The following is a 16,361-nucleotide window of genomic DNA, read 5'->3' as shown; positions in this document are numbered from 1 at the left end:
GTCAAACGAATACGTCATTGCGATGCGATAGCAATGCAGTCTTCGGCAAATGCGAAAATTGAATATTTGCCGCTCGTTTATTCGATGAAACTCAATAACGAATGGTGCCGGAAAGAATTGTCATGCTGCCGTCCCAGCGTCGCTCGACGTTAAATTCCTCGTAGTGACGCGCGCTAAGGATCAGCGGCGTCTTTCCAACCAGCGTCGTGTATGAGACGCCGCCGCCAATGGCATCGACGCTTCCCTCAAGAGGGCCGAGCACCGCACCGCTGCCGGAATCGCCCGTCAGCTGACGATAGTCGTACCCAACGACGCCGATGACGAGCCCCGGAGAGATCTCGCGGCCGACGGCCCACTCAAAATGAAAATCGGTACCGCTCAGGTAGTCCGTTGTGACGTTATCGAAGTTGAAGGTGACGCCCACGGCGCCGTTGAATTGCAGTTTTGAAGTCTTCTCCGTCCACGTGAACGCCCATCCGGTGTCGATTCCCGGACGGCTCAAACCGATGATGGGCTGAAATCCGACGGCATACGAGCCGGACGGCGCGACGACCTGAACATAGATCAAATGCGCAAAGTCACCGTCCTGCCATCCGAGTTGTAGGCGCGTGGTGATGTCGCCCAATCCCCATCCGGCCGTCTCATCGTGGAAAGTGTTGCCCAGAGGACCGGTCACGGTCGCTCGTAGATCGTTGTGGCCAACCGGGATCGTCACGCCAATTCCAAGATTGCCGCCGAAAACCTTGCCGTCAGGAACGTAAAGCCCGTTTAATGCCTGTTGGAAGAATTCGACCTTGGCGCCGGCTTGCAACGTGACATTGCCAAAGGTTATTGGCGTGTTGATCTCGCCTTGATAGTAACCGCTGACAGACGTGAGGTAGGTTCCCGGTGGCGGCGTCACGCCGGCGCCGAACGCTGCGGCGCCAAGTCCGTAGGAAGAAAACCCAAATTCGTCTGCGCGGGCGTTCGACACCAACGCCAACGAAAGCGTGCTACTCACGATGATTGCCATGCTCGTGCGCATTTCCGGACCCCCATCCAAAAGAACGCAACAGCGCGGCGACGATAACTCGGGCCGAGGACCGTTGATGTAGCGGATGGGGCACTCATGCCCAATTTTCAGCCTACTTTGCTTACTGCGTGAAAACGCTTCCGATCTAGCGAACCATTTACAATTCCGGCCACTCAGCGCGGGAGACTTGGATTGGGCGGTTTATCGAGCGATTGCGCTACGCTTTACCCTCCCTCCCTTTCATGAGAGATGAGGTTGTCGATACGCGACAGAAAGAGTTGCAGAACCGGTGATCGGTTTGCCCTGTTGTAGCCGATGACGAGCTCAATCGTTGCCCCCTCCTTCGATCGGGCGGCTGGTAACAGACCAAGTGATGAAATTCTGCGCGTATTTCGGCAACAGCGTCAGGGCGCGTGTCGACGCCACCAGTGACATCCCCATTCCAAGGTTTTCGATCTTCTGATCGCTTTTGACCGAAAATCCGTGCTCGTGGAAATAGTCGTCGATCACTTGGCGAAACACAGGCGCCGTGTTCGACATACGAATGAAGCGCTCCTTGGCGATCTCTTTCACGCTGACGCTTGTTTTTCTCGCCAACCGATGATCGCTTGGCGGTAGACTGTGTCGACTGCCCTTCGCCCGAAGGAGTGCCGTTCGCGGTGGGTCGGCGCTGTGACTCAACAGTTGACCGGCGTCCGCCCGCTGTCGGCTCAAAATCTGTCAAGTAATCTGTGCGTGAGAGCTGGGAATTGTATCGAGCGATAGGAAGCTGATCATGCGCCCCTCGGCCGGAATGACACCGCGCACGACAGCCTTCGCCATTTCGGTTGCGACGTCCGGAGTTGGCTGGATTTGATCGGCAGTCGCGCTGAATATTTCCGACACCGCGTCGACAAGCAATCCAACGACTTGCTCTCCAATCTCGGTGACCATGATGGCGTGACGCGTCGTCGGTTCCGCTGGAGCAAAACCCATTCGCGCCGAAAGATCGATGATGGGCAAGACCGTGCCGCGGAGGTTGATGACACCCAACACGTGGCTTGGGGCGTGAGGCAATGGCGTTGCAGGAGTCCATCCGCGAATTTCGCGCAGCGCCATGACGTCGACGCAGTATTCCTGCTGTCCCATCCGAAAGGCAATGAGTTCATGGACCTGGCTAGACTCGGATTTCATCTCGTTCATCGTCGTTTACCGGTTGAGAGCCCTGATTGCGGTAGGATGTGGGTAGGATGTTATTGGGTCGACCGACGATCGAGATCGGTCCACCCGCGAGATTCAGAATTCTTCCCATCCATCGTCGGCGCCGTTGACAGTTGCCGCGCGGCGTGGCGTCCGCGATGCGTCGTTCATCGCCTTCGCCGCGGGCCGTGCTGCGGCAAGACGGGGCTTGGCACCAGAGGTTTTCGCTGGTGTGAGCTTGGAAGGGGTACGGAAAGCGTGGGGAGCGGCTCTCTGGAGCTCACTGCGAATTGAATTTCCAGAAGCTTCGCCGATTTCGAAATTGCCGATGAGTTCAGCCATTGCATCCGCCTCCTTGGAGAGCGCATGGACGGCAGCTGTGGCCTCTTCCACCATGGCAGCGTTCTGCTGGGTCCCCTGATCCATCTGGCCAATGGCCGTATTGATCTGACTAATACCAGTCGCCTGCTGCTCTGCTGCCAACGCAATATTTGCGACCAAGCCGCTAATCTCGTTGACGCGCACCACAATACGACTCAAGGCCTCACCGGTTTCTCCGACCAACTTCGCGCCAGCCTCGACTTGATGCGAACTCGTAGAAATAAGCCCCTTGATTTCCTTGGCGGCCTCTGCCGACCGCTGTGCCAGAGCTCGGACTTCGCTCGCAACGACCGCGAACCCCCGCCCAGCCTCGCCCGCGCGCGCAGCCTCGACCCCTGCGTTCAGAGCCAAAAGATTGGTCTGGAAAGCGATCTCGTCGATGACCCCGATGATCTGCGAGACCTTTTTAGCGGATTCTTCAATCTGGCCCATCGCCGATATCGCTTGGCGAACGACCTCGCCGCTGTGCTCTGCCTCCCCGCGAGCCTTCGAGACGGTATCGCTTGCCTTTCTGGAACTTTCCGCCGTCTTCGCGACCGTCGTTGTGATCTCGCTCAGTGCGGCCGAAGTTTCTTCGAGCGAGGCTGCCTGCTGCTCGGTCCGTCGTGAAAGATCGTCGGAAGCTGCGGCAATCTCCGTGGCGCCAGATCGAACGGCGTCCGCGTTTGAATTGACACCCTTGATCGTGTCTTGCAGCTTGCCCATAGCGGCATTGAAGTCCGAGCGAAGCTGCTCGTATTCCCGTGGAAAAGCCTCGCCAATGCGGAAGGTCAGAATGCCATCCGATAGCTGCCTCAGCCCGTTTCCGAGCGCGTCGACGACATGGGCCTGCTGTTCCGATTTGGCCGCGCGTTCCTCTTCGGCGTGGCGGCGCTCGTCCTCGACGGCGGTGACGTCGGTTGCAAACTTGACAACTTTGAAGGGCTTTCCATTGGCGTCCAATAGAGGGTTGTAGGACGCTTGGATCCAAACGTCTTTGCCAGTCTTCGAAATCCGCCGGAACTTGTCGGCAATGTACTCGCCTCGGTTGAGACGATCCCAAAACAGCCGATAGTCGTTGCTCTTCGCGTAATCGCTATCGACGAACATGCGGTGGTGCTTGCCGGTGACTTCATCCGCCGTATAGCCCACAACGGCCAGAAAGTTCGGGTTTGCCGTAATGACTGTGCCGTCAAGATTGAACTCGATGACCCCCTGGGACCGGCCGATAGCTGCGATTTTCGCTTCCAGTTCCCGCGTCTGCAATTCGACCGCCGTGATATCGGTCGCAAACTTGACGACTTTAAAGGGCTTGCCGTTGGCATCGATCAACGGATTATAGGAAGCCTGAATCCAGACCTCCTTGCCGCTCCTCGAGATCCGTCGGAACTTGTCGGCGACGAACTCGCCGCGGTTCAACCGATCCCAAAACAGCCGATAGTCGCTGCTCGTCGCATAGTTGCCGTCGACGAACATGCTGTGATGTTTACCGACGACCTCAGCCAACGAATAGCCGACAACCGCGAGAAAGTTTTCGTTTGCCGTAATCACTGTCCCATCGAGGTTGAACTCGATGACGCCCTGCGACCGGTTGATGGCTGCCAGTTTGGCTTCGACCTCATTGGCGGTGCGATTTTTGAATCCGAGCACGGGGGTTTCTCCCAGGATGGGTTTGCTAAGGGCCTGCGTTTTTTGCGAAGATCGACGCGGGGATACGATTGAGCCGCGACGCTCTTCTGAAGTGATCAGACGCACAACAAGCGTCCGAACGCACGCAGGTGGGGCTCATTTGGAGAGATCAACGCATTCCGGGTTTGCGCCGGGACAGACCGTCGGCATCATGCCCATGACCATCGGACGTGCGGTCATCCATCTGTTTAGTAAACTTATTCGACCACCGGTTTATAATTAATAAATTCCTTCCACGGATCGTTGCTCCGCTGGCAGTGAATGCGAAAGTCCGCTTCGGGTCTTGGTCGTGTAAAAACACATATGAGCGTGTTGAACCTGGATGGCGGGGCAGTGAGCAGGTCGGCCGGTTGCCTCACCCCCGATGGCCGCTATAAGCGGCTTGGTGCCGACGATGTTCATGACGCGGGTCAGATTTTAGGCCTGTGGGGCTCACGTCCGCTTTGGGCCATTTGCCGACAACGGGGAGGGCGCGCGTCAATGTTCACCGGTGGTTCGCCATGATTAATTAATATAGCCATGAAAAGGCGCGTCGCAGAAATGCCTCGCCGTCCTTTCGAATGACCACTCCATGCGCGACCACCACATGCGCGGGATGCTTGTCAATCAAGGCCTGGATTTTGTACTGTGCGCTTTGGCGGTGACGGAAGCTGATCCGGTAATCGATTGGCGGATAGCCTTGTCCTTCAATCATTTTCGACAACCTCGCGATTATTCGCATCCACCATGGCCAGTGCAGCTTCAGGAACTCTTCGCTAAAAGTTTGCGATAAGTCGGCGATGATGACGGTGCGAGAACTGCGGTGGAAGAAAATAAGCTCGTCCATGAATGGCGAGTTGGTGAAGTAGGCTTGGTCAATCTGCCCGGCCCAATCCAGGGGCGGGTCCTCGGCAAGCGTCTCCGAGAATTTTAGGTCGCGACACTTAGCGATCGTCGAGGCCGTCCCCCACATTTTCGCGGACGGAAAAGCCGCCTGCCATTCGCCCAGGAAGAGGTAATGCAGATTGTCGGGGCTGACGATGTGCCGAACGGGCCCCAGGGCGCGCACCGTTCCTTCAATTTCTGCATTTTTCTTGATCGGCGACCACAGCCAGAGCCCACCATCAGCGAGCCGCACGATCGCCATCCGCGTCGGGTAAGCGAAACCGTGGAACGAGACAATCCCGCCATCGGCAACCCAAACGTCTGATGCAAGGGATTCAAGCATGGTGTTAGATTTAGGTAGCCAAATGTCCGCCTTCCACCCTGACCGGGCCTCTGAGTGCGCTCAACGGAAAGACCGCTTAGGGCCACTACCGGACTCACCTCGGCCTTATCCCTCTCCTCCCCACTCCCTCATCCTGCCCTGATCCTACCTCGTCACGAGGGTCATGCTGGAGGCATGCTTTCGGAATGACCTTGCGAGGCGGTCTGTTGCATGAGGAAGAACAGGTCGGCAGTTGACATGCAGTCTTCGTGCAGACTGCGCGTCGGTTCGCCATGCGCGAGCATGGATGGAACCTCGCGCACGAGGTCCGCTCGGCCGCCCAGGGGCAGCGATGCTCACCGGCATGCGCACGATTGAAGTGTGTTACAACTATACCGTGCCCTTGTGACCAAGCTGCAATATTCTGATTCGGAGCAGATTTGATTCGACCTGTCATCAGATGGGGAGCGGTTATGCGCTTGAAACTGACGCTAGCGATCATCGTGATTTTTATGGCGGCCCCGGCCGTCGCCGCGGACAGGTCGTTGCCTGGACAAGCCACGCCGGCCCGCGGTGTCTACGTCGGCGTTTTCGGCGGTGGGGGCTTTGGCAGCACCACTGACGTCACCCAGCTCGGCACCGCCTTTTTCTCCGAGGCCGAGGGAGGCCCCTTAGCTGTCAATGCGACGGGGCGGACCGACAGCGGCGGTGTCGGGTTCGTCGGCGGTCAGATCGGTTATGAATGGTCGCACGGCTCGGTGGTGCTGCCCGCCTTCGAGATCGAAGGTCTTTATCTCGACGCCGGAACCCGACGCGCGACGCTGCAAAACCCCACCGACCGGCTTCCCGAGCACACGTTCGACGACAGCTTCCCGATGAACAACGCCGTTGTTCTGGCGAATCTTGTTCTTAGCCTTCCGACTTCCTATGGCGTGACGCCCTATTTCGGCGGCGGCATCGGCGGCGCCCGCGTCGCCATCGATGGCGCGCATTCTCTTCAGACGAACCCGACGGAGGCTGGCATCAACCACTTCAACTCCGGCCCCGACTCCACTGCCTGGTCCTTCGCGGCACAAGCCAAGGTCGGTGTTCGCGTCGCCCTTGGTAGCAACGCGTACGTGTTCGGCGAGTATCGCTACTTGTACGTGGGCTCCACCGATCAGATTTTCGGGCCGACCGTTTATCCCACTCATGTTCCCACCACTGCCTGGACGGAGCGCTTCGGCGAGACGTCCTACAATCTGGCGACCGCCGGCATCGGGTTTAATTTCTAGTTTGACGCCGTGGACGCGCCGCCGGGACACAGCGTTCCGGCGGCGCGGTTCGCGCGTTGCGCCATGCCGGCCTGATGGAGAACGCCATGTAGGGCTGAGGGGCGAGAGTCTGCTTCTGACCCGTAACTGCACAGGCCTCCTCAGTACGCTTTGAACCAATAGCGGTGTTGTTGTTTGAAAACGCGAGCGCGCCGGTTGCCGATGCAGAGCACGGTAAGCTGTTGGTTAGCGACGCCCTTCGCTCGCGGCCCAGCGATGCAGTATCAGTTTCGCGATCTCTAGATATTCCCCGCCGAAATGATGTCCTCCGGTCCGTTCGACGAGCGTAGCGCCATTTAACTCGGGCAAGGCACAGCCCGTTTCTCCATCGTTCTTTTCCTCCACGCTGTAGATGCAGGTGACTTTGTCTTTGGGCAGGTTCGCCATGAAGGGCCGCAAGCTGATGTCGTCGGATGAGCGAATACCAAGCCAGCCCGCCATCGACATTTCAAACCGTCCAACCGGTTCGGGCGCCATCATCACGATCAGTTTGACGCGCTTCTGTAGATTGGGATCGAGCTTTGACCACACCATCGGGATGGTGGCGGCGCCGAACGAATAGCCAATTAGGGAGACGTCTTGAATTGTCCGTCGTCGAATGCATTGAGACAGTTTGCGTCGTGACTGAGCGAAGGGCTTCGGCTCATCTGGGTTGAAGTTTAAGCGGCTTTCTTATGGTGCTGCAATCGTCGTTTCCGGATGGTATCGCGTTTGATCCTTTCTCGTTGCGACAAGATAGTTTGAGCTCTGCCGAAGTAGACATCGGCGGGTGTGAGGTTTTTCAAGCTCTCGTGGTAGCGGCGGTGATTGTAGTGCTCGACGAAGCGTCCGATGTGAGCTTCGAGATCGCCGGGCAGGTAATAGTTTTCGAGAAGGATGCGGTTCTTCAAGGTCTGGTGCCAGCGCTCGATCTTGCCCTGGGTTTGCGGATGGTGAGGTGCTCCTCGGACGTGGCTCATGCCGTTGTCGTCGAGCCATTCTGCGAGATCGGCAGAGACGTAGCTCGAACCGTTGTCGCTCAAGAGGCGTGGTCTGTGGACGACACGGGCCTGGTCGCAGCCTGAGGCTGTCAGGGCGAGCTGCAATGTATCGGTGACGTCTTCAGCCTTCATTGTGGTGCACAGCTTCCAAGCGACGATGTAGCGCGAGAAGTCGTCGAGGATAGTCGAGAGATAGAACCAACCCCAGCCGATGACCTTGAGATAGGTGAAGTCAGTCTGCCAGAGCTGATTGATCGCGGTGGTCTTGTCCTTGAACTCATCCGCCGCTTTGATGACGATGAACGCCGGGCTGGTGATGAGGTCATGGGTCTTGAGGAGGCGATAGACCGAGGCTTCAGAGACGAAGTAATTCTGGGTGTCGGTGAAGCGTGCAGCGAGTTCGCGCGGCGACAACTCGGGTTTATCAAGCGCCATCTCGACGATGCGGCGGCGGACCTCGTCGGGAATACGGTTCCAGACCCGCGACGGCTTCGACGGCTTGTCGGCCAGCGCTTCGACGCCGCCAGTTTGATAGCGATCATACCAGCGATAGAACGACCCCGGCAGAATGCCGAGCTTGTCCAACGTGCGCCGCACGGGCAGATGCGACTGCTCGACGATACGAATGATCTCAAGCTTTTCGGAAGCCGGATATCTCATGCCTCGTCTCCCCCATCCCCGGTCATGCTTTTTTTGAGCAGACGCAGTTCGAGGGCTTGCTCGGCAACAACTTCTTTCAGCTCCAGGGCTTGGCGCTTGAGGTCTTTGACCTCGCTGGTGGTTGCCGATCGGGCCGTGTCGCCGGCGAGACGCCGCTTGCCGGCTTCGAGGAACTCCTTCGACCAGCTGTAGTAGAGGCTTTCGGCGATGCCCTCCCGGCGGCAGAGTTCGGCGATCGTCACTTCGCCGCGCAAGCCGTCAAGGACGATGCGGATCTTCTCCTCGGCCGAATATTGCTTGCGGGTGGCCCGGCGGATGTCTCTCACGAGACGCTCGGAAGGTGTCTCAGGCGTGCTGGATTTAGGTCTCATGCCAACTCCTCAGGGGGTGACGATGAGCCAAAAATCCTCCGTTCCTCAAGTCGCTAAATCTGACTCACATGCTTTGATGTCGGACACCTGTCGATGGCTGATGACCGGACATCGGAGGATCGACTACAATCAGAGTCGGCAACATGAGAGCCCAGGTCGCTTGACGCCCGAAGCGTTCGCTGTCCAACTTAAACCAACCCGAATTTGCGTATGAAACCCGAAACAAAGATGGGATTCAACCCGCAATAAACTACCATTGCAATTGGGCCACCCAGCGGGAGCTGATCACGAAGGCGCCCAACTTTTCTTGGTTACAACTTGGTGCTCGTACGGAAACCGCACCCCCCGCATGGAGATGTGTCATTGCACGAGCGTACAGTCAAAACGACCGCGAAGCGTTTTCTATTACCCTTCAAATCGAAAGCTGGCTCCCCGCCTCCCGTTTGGCTGATGCGCCAAGCCGGCCGTTACCTTCCCGAATATCGTCAGGTAAGAACGAACGCCGGAAGCTTCCTCGATTTGTGTTACACTCCGAAGCTCGCCGCAGAAGTCACACTGCAACCGATCCGTCGTTACGGTTTTGACGCCGCGATTCTGTTTTCCGATATTCTCGTCGTGCCAGAGGCCCTCGGGCAAAAAGTCAGCTTCATCGAAGGCGCCGGCCCGCGCCTTGATCCGATAAGATCCGGTGAAGATCTTTCCCGGCTCGACCTATCGAGCAGCAACGACAAATTCGCTCGTGTCTGGGACACGGTGTCGATGCTTGGCCAGAAGTTGCCAAGCGAAACGGCATTGATCGGATTTTGCGGGGCACCTTGGACGGTCGCGACCTACATGGCGGAAGGCCGCGGATCGACCGATCAAGCAGCCGCGCGCAACTGGGCTTATCGCGACCCGGTTAGCTTCGGAAAGCTTATCGATCTGCTGACCGAGGCTTCGATTGCCTACCTTTCAGGACAGGCGTCAGCGGGCGCAGAGGCACTCCAAATTTTCGATAGCTGGGCAGGAAGCCTAGCCGATGATGAGTTTGATCGCTGGGTGATCGCGCCGACTGCACAGATCGTCAATGAAATCCGCAGCCAACATCCGGACGTGCCGATCATCGGTTTTCCTCGCGGCGCGTCGGCCTCACTGGCAAAATACATCGAACTAACGGGTGTTGACGGTGTGAGTTGCGATACCGCCTGCCCTTTGAGCACCATGCAGACCATTGCCCGAATGGGCACGGTCGTGCAGGGGAACCTCGATCCTCTCTTGCTCGTCGGCGGAGGTGAGGCTTTGGACAAGCGTGTTGATGCGATTATCGATGCGATGAAGGGCCTGCCGTTCGTGCTCAATCTCGGCCACGGAATCGTGCCGGAGACGCCGCCAGAAAATGTCGCCCGGCTTGTTCAGCGGATTCGTTCGTGAAAAGCTAAAGTAAGTTGGGTGCACGCCCAGCAGTTCTGTCGCTCGCAGAGCCGACATCGCCGTCGCGATTTCACTCATCGAGGCCATCCTGGCCGCGTGGGTAAGGTCTCGGACCTTTCGCCCGAGTCGAAGATCTCAAGGTGATGGAGCATCGACTTCCCGAGCGTAGCCACCAGGCCGGCCATGATAGTCACTTAAATCCTTGGGGCTTTGGCTCGTCCTGCAAACCGCGTGCACGCTCCACCAAGTTTTGGCAAACTTTTCCACCTTAAACTGTCAATATAATTTGACAGCAGGCGCATAATATTCTTCGATACGAAAGTCGCATCTTGGGATCCAGCCTGTGCGGCACCCATAAACTTGGTCGCCGGCGCGACAAGTCAAACGCCGGCGATTATTTGCTTGAGCACATCGTTCAGAGCTTCTCCCGTGATGTCGAGTGCGTCAGCATTATATCGGCTCTAAGTCCGATGTTTCATAGCAGAGCCTGGATGCTCGCCTATCCGTCTCTTTGACTTTGCCTAGTGCCAGTATGTTCGGGAAGTGCGTTGTTCACTTCAACACTTCCTCGCTCATCTATCGTCATCAAAACCGCGCGAAAAATTTCCACTCGTAAAAGGTTTTGCGGACCCCCCCCCCGGTTTAGACAAAATCCCGCCTTTTCCTCTAGCGTTATTTTCTTCTCCGCTTTTTTAACCTTCACGGGGATCGTTACTGAAGGCAAAGACCATGAAGACGGAGTGGAAATACCAGTTGCAGGCGCGACGATTGTTGCTGCAGTTCGCGACAACTGTCTTGAGGCGGTCACACCTAGATCGGTCGAGCTTGAGTTAGCGAAAGTATATAATCCGCCGCCTCTTTGCCCATCCGCTTTGCGTCTTGAGGATTTCCACTTTTTCGTACCCGGTGGCTCGTCATGCCGTCTGGCGAAAGGAGTTGTCCCAGAAATTTAAGAACTCCACGATCTATCGTAGCGTAACCCGCAATGGACGTGCGGCAGGAACCATCTAAGCGGGCGAGAAAAGCTCGCTCAGCGCTCAAGGTCACCTTGGCGCTGGCGTCGTTGATCGGAGCTATGAGACCGGCAGCAAACTGGTCGTCCGATCGAATCTCCAACCCAATAGCGCCCTGCCCGACAGCCGGAATCATTTCATCAATCGGCATTAGGGCCGTCGCGATATTCTCAAGGCTCAATCGCTTTAATCCAGCTACCGCCAAAAATGTCGCGTCCACCTTACCCTCCTCCAGTTTCCGCAATCGCGTTTGTACATTCCCCCGAAAATCGACGATCTGGAGATCTGGACGAATATTGAGAACCTGGCTTCTCCGACGAAGCGAAGACGTGCCGATTACTGCACCTTGCGGGAGTGCTCGAAGGTTGGCATGCAGCAACGAAATAAATGCATCGCGCGGATCTTCTCGACTCAGAACCGCACCGATCTCGAGCCCTGCAGGAAGCCGTGTTTCCATGTCTTTCATTGAATGGACGGCCACATCGATTTCTCCGGCGAGGAGAGCTTCTTCAATCTCCTTAGTGAAAAGACCCTTACCACCCACTTCGGAAAGAGGCCGGTCCAACACTTCATCGCCCATTGTTTTTATAATCGATATCGTGACCGCGTTGGCTGCTAGGCCATGTGCTTGAACCAGGGCCCTAGCGACCTGGTTCGCTTGGGCGAGCGCCAGAGCCGATCCCCGTGTTCCAATACGAAAACAGACCTCACGCAAACAATCTCTCCGCTTTTCACCCGATCGAGAATGTCGAGAGAGTTATTTTGCCCATCCTACCTGGCCAACTTACGCATTGTTCCATCTGACTGGGATCGAGAAACAGCCAACGTGTCTGACGGGCTTCCCTTTAAGCTATTCTTCAACCGCATCTTGAGATCACCAAGATGCGCAATCAACGCCGCTAACAGCCATGCAACGAGAATGAACCGACTTTCATTCTCAAGCGCAGATCGAAGCGCCAACAATAAGCAAATACCCGGAAGCATGAGGGCCAGAATTTCGATCGACTTCAAACCGCGTTGGGTGAAGCGGTTTAGAGCCAGAAGCGCGAAGCATTCAATTGCCATGAAGCCGAAAATGACATCGATGATGCGACCACCTTCGAGTGACTTTTCCAAAAGGTCCTGCATCAGATTGGCATCCCAAAACCGTTCAGCTTGACAACCTCAAAATTAAGAAGAGCCGCGAAGGTCACCCATGCAAGATATGGAACGAGAAGCAGACAAGCTTTCTTGGAATAACGAGCGAAAATAATTATCGGCAAAAGTATCGAGAGCCAGAGCACGCCGACCTCCAGCAGTGCCCAATCCGGACGATGAAGCCTAAAGAACAACGCGCTCCAGAAGATATTCAGAAATCCATTGAATGCAAAAAGACCAATAACCCATTCGCGACTCGCCTCGTCCGGCGCGTCCCTCCAAGCCGTCGCTCCTGAAAGGGCCGCAAGCGCAAATATCAGCGTCCAAGCCGGACCGAAGGCCCAGTCGGGCGGCTGCCAGTCTGGCTTTTTGAGTTCGTGGTACCAGGGACCCAAATCGGTCATCGACGCACCGAGGACGGCGACCACGATGGCGGCCGCGCCCGCAGCAAGGACAGGAAGCCAATAGCTAGATTTGGTCACGGCGTAACGATTCCCAGCAGGTGCGCCATGTCCTTTACGAAGATACGGACATGAGCCATTGGCGCTTTACGGACCAACTGCTTGTGCATGTACGATTCCCATGTCAACCGCTGTACATCGCGATCGCTACACATGGAGACGAAGCGCTCCCGCCGCTTGTCACTTCTGTACCAAAAGCGCTGCATGATTCCGAGAATCCAAAAAACGCGTCCATGCTCGCGCATGAACCTCTTGCGCGCAGAAGCTAAAGAACGCGCGTCGCCAGTTTTAAGAAATAGCTCGACTGCATCTGCTGCCAGACGACCGCCCGTCATCGCGTAAAAAATGCCTTCGCCCGACGCCGGAGCCACCACGCCGGCTGCATCACCCGCGAGGACGACATCGCGGCCGTTGTCCCATTTCTTCAGGGGGCGCAATGGTATCGGCGCACCCTCCCGCCGGACGGTCTCCGCGTCTTCCAACCCGCTACGAGCACGCAGTGCACCGACCGCGGAGCGTAACGAAAATCCCTTGTGCGCGCTCCCCGTCCCGATGCTCGCCGTATCGCCATGGGGGAAAATCCACGCATAGAAATCGGGAGAGAAAGCACCCTGATAATAGATATCGCATTTGCCTCCATCGTAGGTCTTCGCAACAGTCGCCCCCGTATTGGCCGTCGCCGAGACCGGTATCTTGATGATCTCGTGATAGGCAAAAACATAAGGCACACGCCCAGCGCCCGGCACAGCCTGGCGCGCAATCGCGGACAACGCGCCGTCCGCCCCGACAATCGAGCGCGCTCGCACCGCTCGCATTTCCTCATCGCCTGTCGAAGTTCTTTGCCTATAATTCACGATAGAGATGCCGTCGGCGTCCGTGCTTAGATATTCAAATCGTCCGTCGACACGTACCGCCCCAGCCGATTTCGCGCGCTCTCTCAACCATTCGTCAAAGACGTCGCGGTCGACCATGCCGACATAACCGTTGTCTTGAATCGGCATATCGACGCGTCGTGACGAAGGCGAGAATATTCGAGCGCCTCCAACACGTGCCACGATAAGATGATCCGGAATTCCGAAATCTTCGATCAATATGGGAGGCACGGCGCCGCCGCATGGCTTGATACGTCCGGCGCGATCAAGAAGAAGTACGGTTCTGCCTCTTTTCGCAAGATCGTTCGCCGCAGTAGAACCAGCGGGACCACCGCCGACGATCACGGTGTCGTAGGTGACAAGTCCGGTCATCCGTTTCTACCCCTTGTTGACTTGAACTCCAGCGAGCGGCCCCATCGAAAGCCATCGTTCTTCCAAATGCTTTTTCTTTTCCTTCATCAATCTGCGAGCGAGCACGGCGGATGCGAGAAAAAGCGTGGACTCAAGCGAAAACGCAACCGCGTATGAGGCGACAGTAGATCCCGATAAAGCTCTTACGACATCGACGGCGACCGTTCCCATGAATCCGCCAAGACCAAAAGCAACGGCTTGTGCAGCTCCCCAAACGCCCATGCGGACGCCTTCGGACTTAGACCGCCCGCTTTTAGCCAGCGCCATCATCGAGCCGATGGCAGCCACGGCGAATGCGCCGTTCGAAAACCCCAATGCAAAAACGTTCACGGACAAAGGCCAGGGCGGACCGACGATCGCGGCAACTGCGAGCCCCAGCAAAGCAATGCTGGACGCGAGACATCCCAGTATGCTCCAGGCCCCGAGACCTCCTGCGCGTATGCGTGAGCTACCGATGAAGCCGACAAGAAGCATTCCCGCAAACACACCCCCATGCTGAACCCCCGACAGCTCTGTCGATTGTCCCGGTGTAAATCCGAAGATGATCCCGGAGAACGGCTCGAGTATCAGATCTTGCGCGCTGTACGCCAGCATGGAAACGAAAACGAAGATCGTAAAACGCCGCGCTGTCTCGTCGTTCCAAACCTCAGCCACGGCACCGCGAAACCCGGAAAAGCGCGACGACGGCGCTTCGTATCTCGCTTCGACGGCCGACGTTTTGCTTTCCAGGGTGACCAAGGCGACGCAAGTTAAGAGTAATGCGCACAAGCCGACGATTGCTGTCACTGCGACGAGCCGCAATGGAGAATACGGATCCAAAACTTTGCCGACCGTGATCGCCGTAATGGCAATCCCCGCGATCATCATTAGCCAAACGACCGTCGCGGCCCCCGCTCTCTTGCTTTCTTCGGCGCGGGCAGCGAGCAGAGCCAGCAACGAAGTGCCCGCCGCTCCAACGCCAAATCCAATCATGACGAATGCGAGCACGGCAACCGCCAAACCCAAGAGCATTTGATCGGCCATGACGACAATTGAAGCCGACGCGACGGTCGCCCCCACAGCAAGAGTCAACACGCCACCCACAATCCACGGCGTTCGTCGTTTGGCGATGTCGGAGCCGTGCCCCCATACCGGCCGCAGGAATTGCACCGCATAATGGAGTCCGACGAGTGCTCCGGGTATCACCGCCGGAAGCGCCAATTCGACAACCATGATTCGGTTCATCGTCGACGTCGTAAGTACGACAATCGAGCCGATCGCGGCTTGCACAAGCCCGAGACGAAATATTCCAAACCAGCCTAGCGAAGGGGCGTTCAACCGACACCTCCGTTCAGGAGGCGCAGGGCGAACGCGGCTATCAGCATACCAGTAACGTAGAGGCTGACGCCGGTGGCATTGTACCAAGGCGCCAACTCGCGCGGCTTCTGAATAAGTCGCGTCATGAGATAAAGTTGGACAACCAATGCCGCCGCAATGGTGCCAGCGTGTACGGGTCGTCCCCACACGAAAAGAAGACCCACCACAACCACCTGCGGCGCGGCCATCATGGCGCACGCCACTAGCACGGCACGCCTGGGTCCCAGTTGAACGGGAAGCGAATCTACGCCGGAACGCTTGTCGCCCTCAATGGACTTGAAATCATTTAGGGTCATGATGCCATGAGCCCCAAAGCTATAAAGCAGTGGGATGACAAGTCCTCTCCAACCCGGAAGCGAACCAGCCATAACGGTCGCGCCGGTAATCCATGGCAACCCTTCGTAACACAGGGCCACCGCCGAATTTCCCCACCAGCCGTTCTTCTTCAACCGCACGGGCGGTGCACTGTAGGCCCAAGCCAGGAGAAGTCCGATGATCGCAGCACCAAGCACCGCGGTTCCGAGCAGAGCGGCGACGAAAATCGACACGGCCGTCCAAACCACAGCAAGAATGATGCCCCATTCACCCGGGATACGTCCTGAAGGAATCGGTCGATTTGGCTCGTTAATCGCGTCCACGTCGCGATCATACCAATCATTGACTATTTGACTGGTCGCGCAGACCAAGGGCCCGGTGAGCAACGCACCCACAAACACAAACGGCCAGCGCCCATCAAATCCGACACCCGCTGCAACGACTCCGCACCCGAACGCCCACATCGGCGGGAACCACGTGATCGGCTTCATCAGCTCAACGATCGCCCCAATCGTTGGTAGCCGAAATTCCGTCAATTGGAATGATCTTTTCATATCGTCAATTTACATTGACACATTCCCGCAAGCAAGCCCCCGCAATGGGAACGGGGAGAAAAGATTTGCTACGGATTGGAGG

14 protein-coding genes and 1 pseudogene are annotated in these 16,361 nt (G+C 57.0%); 2 read left to right on the top strand and 13 right to left on the bottom strand.

Translation table 11 applies throughout. The annotated features are described in order from the left end of the window. Positions 1–91 precede the first annotated feature (91 nt). From WC811_RS03405 to WC811_RS03385, 5 genes are all read right to left on the bottom strand, one after another. Positions 92–1,012 (bottom strand): transporter, encoded by a 921-nt coding sequence (locus WC811_RS03405; protein ID WP_372640985.1) that lies wholly within the window; start codon positions 1,010–1,012, stop codon positions 92–94. Between the two features lie 324 nt (positions 1,013–1,336). After that, a complete protein-coding gene (locus tag WC811_RS03400) occupies positions 1,337–1,693 on the bottom strand; it encodes a LysR substrate-binding domain-containing protein (protein WP_372640983.1) in 357 nt (118 codons plus the stop codon). A 39-nt stretch (positions 1,694–1,732) separates the two neighbouring features. After that, positions 1,733–2,194 carry a chemotaxis protein CheW gene (locus WC811_RS03395; protein WP_372640981.1) on the bottom strand — a complete coding sequence of 154 codons (462 nt, stop codon included), beginning with the start codon at positions 2,192–2,194 and terminating at the stop codon, positions 1,733–1,735. A 93-nt stretch (positions 2,195–2,287) separates the two neighbouring features. Continuing rightward, a complete protein-coding gene (locus tag WC811_RS03390; RefSeq protein WP_372640979.1) occupies positions 2,288–4,201 on the bottom strand; it encodes a methyl-accepting chemotaxis protein in 1,914 nt (637 codons plus the stop codon). Positions 4,202–4,748: 547 nt separating this feature from the next. After that, positions 4,749–5,447 (bottom strand): DUF4336 domain-containing protein, encoded by a 699-nt coding sequence (locus WC811_RS03385; RefSeq protein WP_372640977.1) that lies wholly within the window; start codon positions 5,445–5,447, stop codon positions 4,749–4,751. 452 nt (positions 5,448–5,899) lie between these two features. Here WC811_RS03385 and WC811_RS03380 point away from each other — a divergent pair, with 452 nt between their 5' ends. Next, the gene (locus WC811_RS03380; protein WP_372640975.1) at positions 5,900–6,700 is read left to right on the top strand and encodes an outer membrane protein; all 801 of its coding nucleotides are present in this window, start codon (positions 5,900–5,902) and stop codon (positions 6,698–6,700) included. Positions 6,701–6,925: 225 nt separating this feature from the next. Here WC811_RS03380 and WC811_RS03375 read toward each other — a convergent pair. Further along, positions 6,926–7,375 (bottom strand): annotated as a pseudogene (locus tag WC811_RS03375) (AcvB/VirJ family lysyl-phosphatidylglycerol hydrolase); the annotation flags it as partial. Positions 7,376–7,398: 23 nt separating this feature from the next. Next, a protein-coding gene (locus WC811_RS03370) for an IS3 family transposase (protein ID WP_372640973.1) occupies positions 7,399–8,750 on the bottom strand; the annotation gives its coding sequence in 2 pieces (ribosomal slippage) (positions 7,399–8,414 and positions 8,414–8,750; 1,353 coding nt in all). A 357-nt stretch (positions 8,751–9,107) separates the two neighbouring features. Between WC811_RS03370 and hemE the strand changes: the two genes are divergently transcribed. Beyond that, a complete protein-coding gene (hemE, locus tag WC811_RS03365; protein WP_372640971.1) occupies positions 9,108–10,160 on the top strand; it encodes a uroporphyrinogen decarboxylase in 1,053 nt (350 codons plus the stop codon). Between the two features lie 810 nt (positions 10,161–10,970). On the opposite strand, the gene hemC is transcribed toward hemE, so the two are convergent. The 6 genes from hemC to chlG are packed head-to-tail and all read right to left on the bottom strand — an operon-like array spanning position 10,971 to position 16,279. Beyond that, positions 10,971–11,888 (bottom strand): hydroxymethylbilane synthase, encoded by a 918-nt coding sequence (gene hemC, locus WC811_RS03360; RefSeq protein WP_372640969.1) that lies wholly within the window; start codon positions 11,886–11,888, stop codon positions 10,971–10,973. 56 nt (positions 11,889–11,944) lie between these two features. Continuing rightward, entirely contained in the window at positions 11,945–12,301 is a 357-nt protein-coding gene (locus WC811_RS03355) for a hypothetical protein (RefSeq protein WP_372640967.1), read from the bottom strand. Further along, positions 12,301–12,792, bottom strand: coding sequence for a TspO/MBR family protein (locus WC811_RS03350; RefSeq protein WP_372640965.1), 492 nt, complete (start codon positions 12,790–12,792; stop codon positions 12,301–12,303). The genes WC811_RS03355 and WC811_RS03350 overlap by 1 nt, the downstream gene beginning before the upstream one ends. Continuing rightward, a complete protein-coding gene (locus WC811_RS03345; protein WP_372640963.1) occupies positions 12,789–14,015 on the bottom strand; it encodes a geranylgeranyl diphosphate reductase in 1,227 nt (408 codons plus the stop codon). The genes WC811_RS03350 and WC811_RS03345 overlap by 4 nt, the downstream gene beginning before the upstream one ends. 6 nt (positions 14,016–14,021) lie before the next feature. Further along, positions 14,022–15,371, bottom strand: coding sequence for a BCD family MFS transporter (locus tag WC811_RS03340; protein ID WP_372640961.1), 1,350 nt, complete (start codon positions 15,369–15,371; stop codon positions 14,022–14,024). After that, a complete protein-coding gene (gene chlG, locus WC811_RS03335) occupies positions 15,368–16,279 on the bottom strand; it encodes a chlorophyll synthase ChlG (protein ID WP_372640959.1) in 912 nt (303 codons plus the stop codon). Before chlG ends, WC811_RS03340 begins: the two co-directional genes overlap by 4 nt. Between the last annotated feature and the right edge of the window lie 82 nt (positions 16,280–16,361).

Source organism: Hyphomicrobium sp. (assembly GCF_041659645.1).
Taxonomy (GTDB): Bacteria; Pseudomonadota; Alphaproteobacteria; order Rhizobiales; family Hyphomicrobiaceae; genus Hyphomicrobium_B.
This window is presented reverse-complemented; position numbering and strand designations above follow the sequence as displayed.

Coding starts and splice junctions, on each gene's coding strand:
- WC811_RS03395 (WP_372640981.1), bottom strand. CDS start 2,194: ATGAACGAGATGAAATCCGAGTCTAGCCAGGTCCATGAACTCATTGCC.
- WC811_RS03345 (WP_372640963.1), bottom strand. CDS start 14,015: ATGACCGGACTTGTCACCTACGACACCGTGATCGTCGGCGGTGGTCCC.
- chlG (WP_372640959.1), bottom strand. CDS start 16,279: ATGAAAAGATCATTCCAATTGACGGAATTTCGGCTACCAACGATTGGG.
- WC811_RS03405 (WP_372640985.1), bottom strand. CDS start 1,012: ATGGCAATCATCGTGAGTAGCACGCTTTCGTTGGCGTTGGTGTCGAAC.
- WC811_RS03380 (WP_372640975.1), top strand. CDS start 5,900: ATGCGCTTGAAACTGACGCTAGCGATCATCGTGATTTTTATGGCGGCC.
- WC811_RS03355 (WP_372640967.1), bottom strand. CDS start 12,301: ATGCAGGACCTTTTGGAAAAGTCACTCGAAGGTGGTCGCATCATCGAT.
- WC811_RS03385 (WP_372640977.1), bottom strand. CDS start 5,447: ATGCTTGAATCCCTTGCATCAGACGTTTGGGTTGCCGATGGCGGGATT.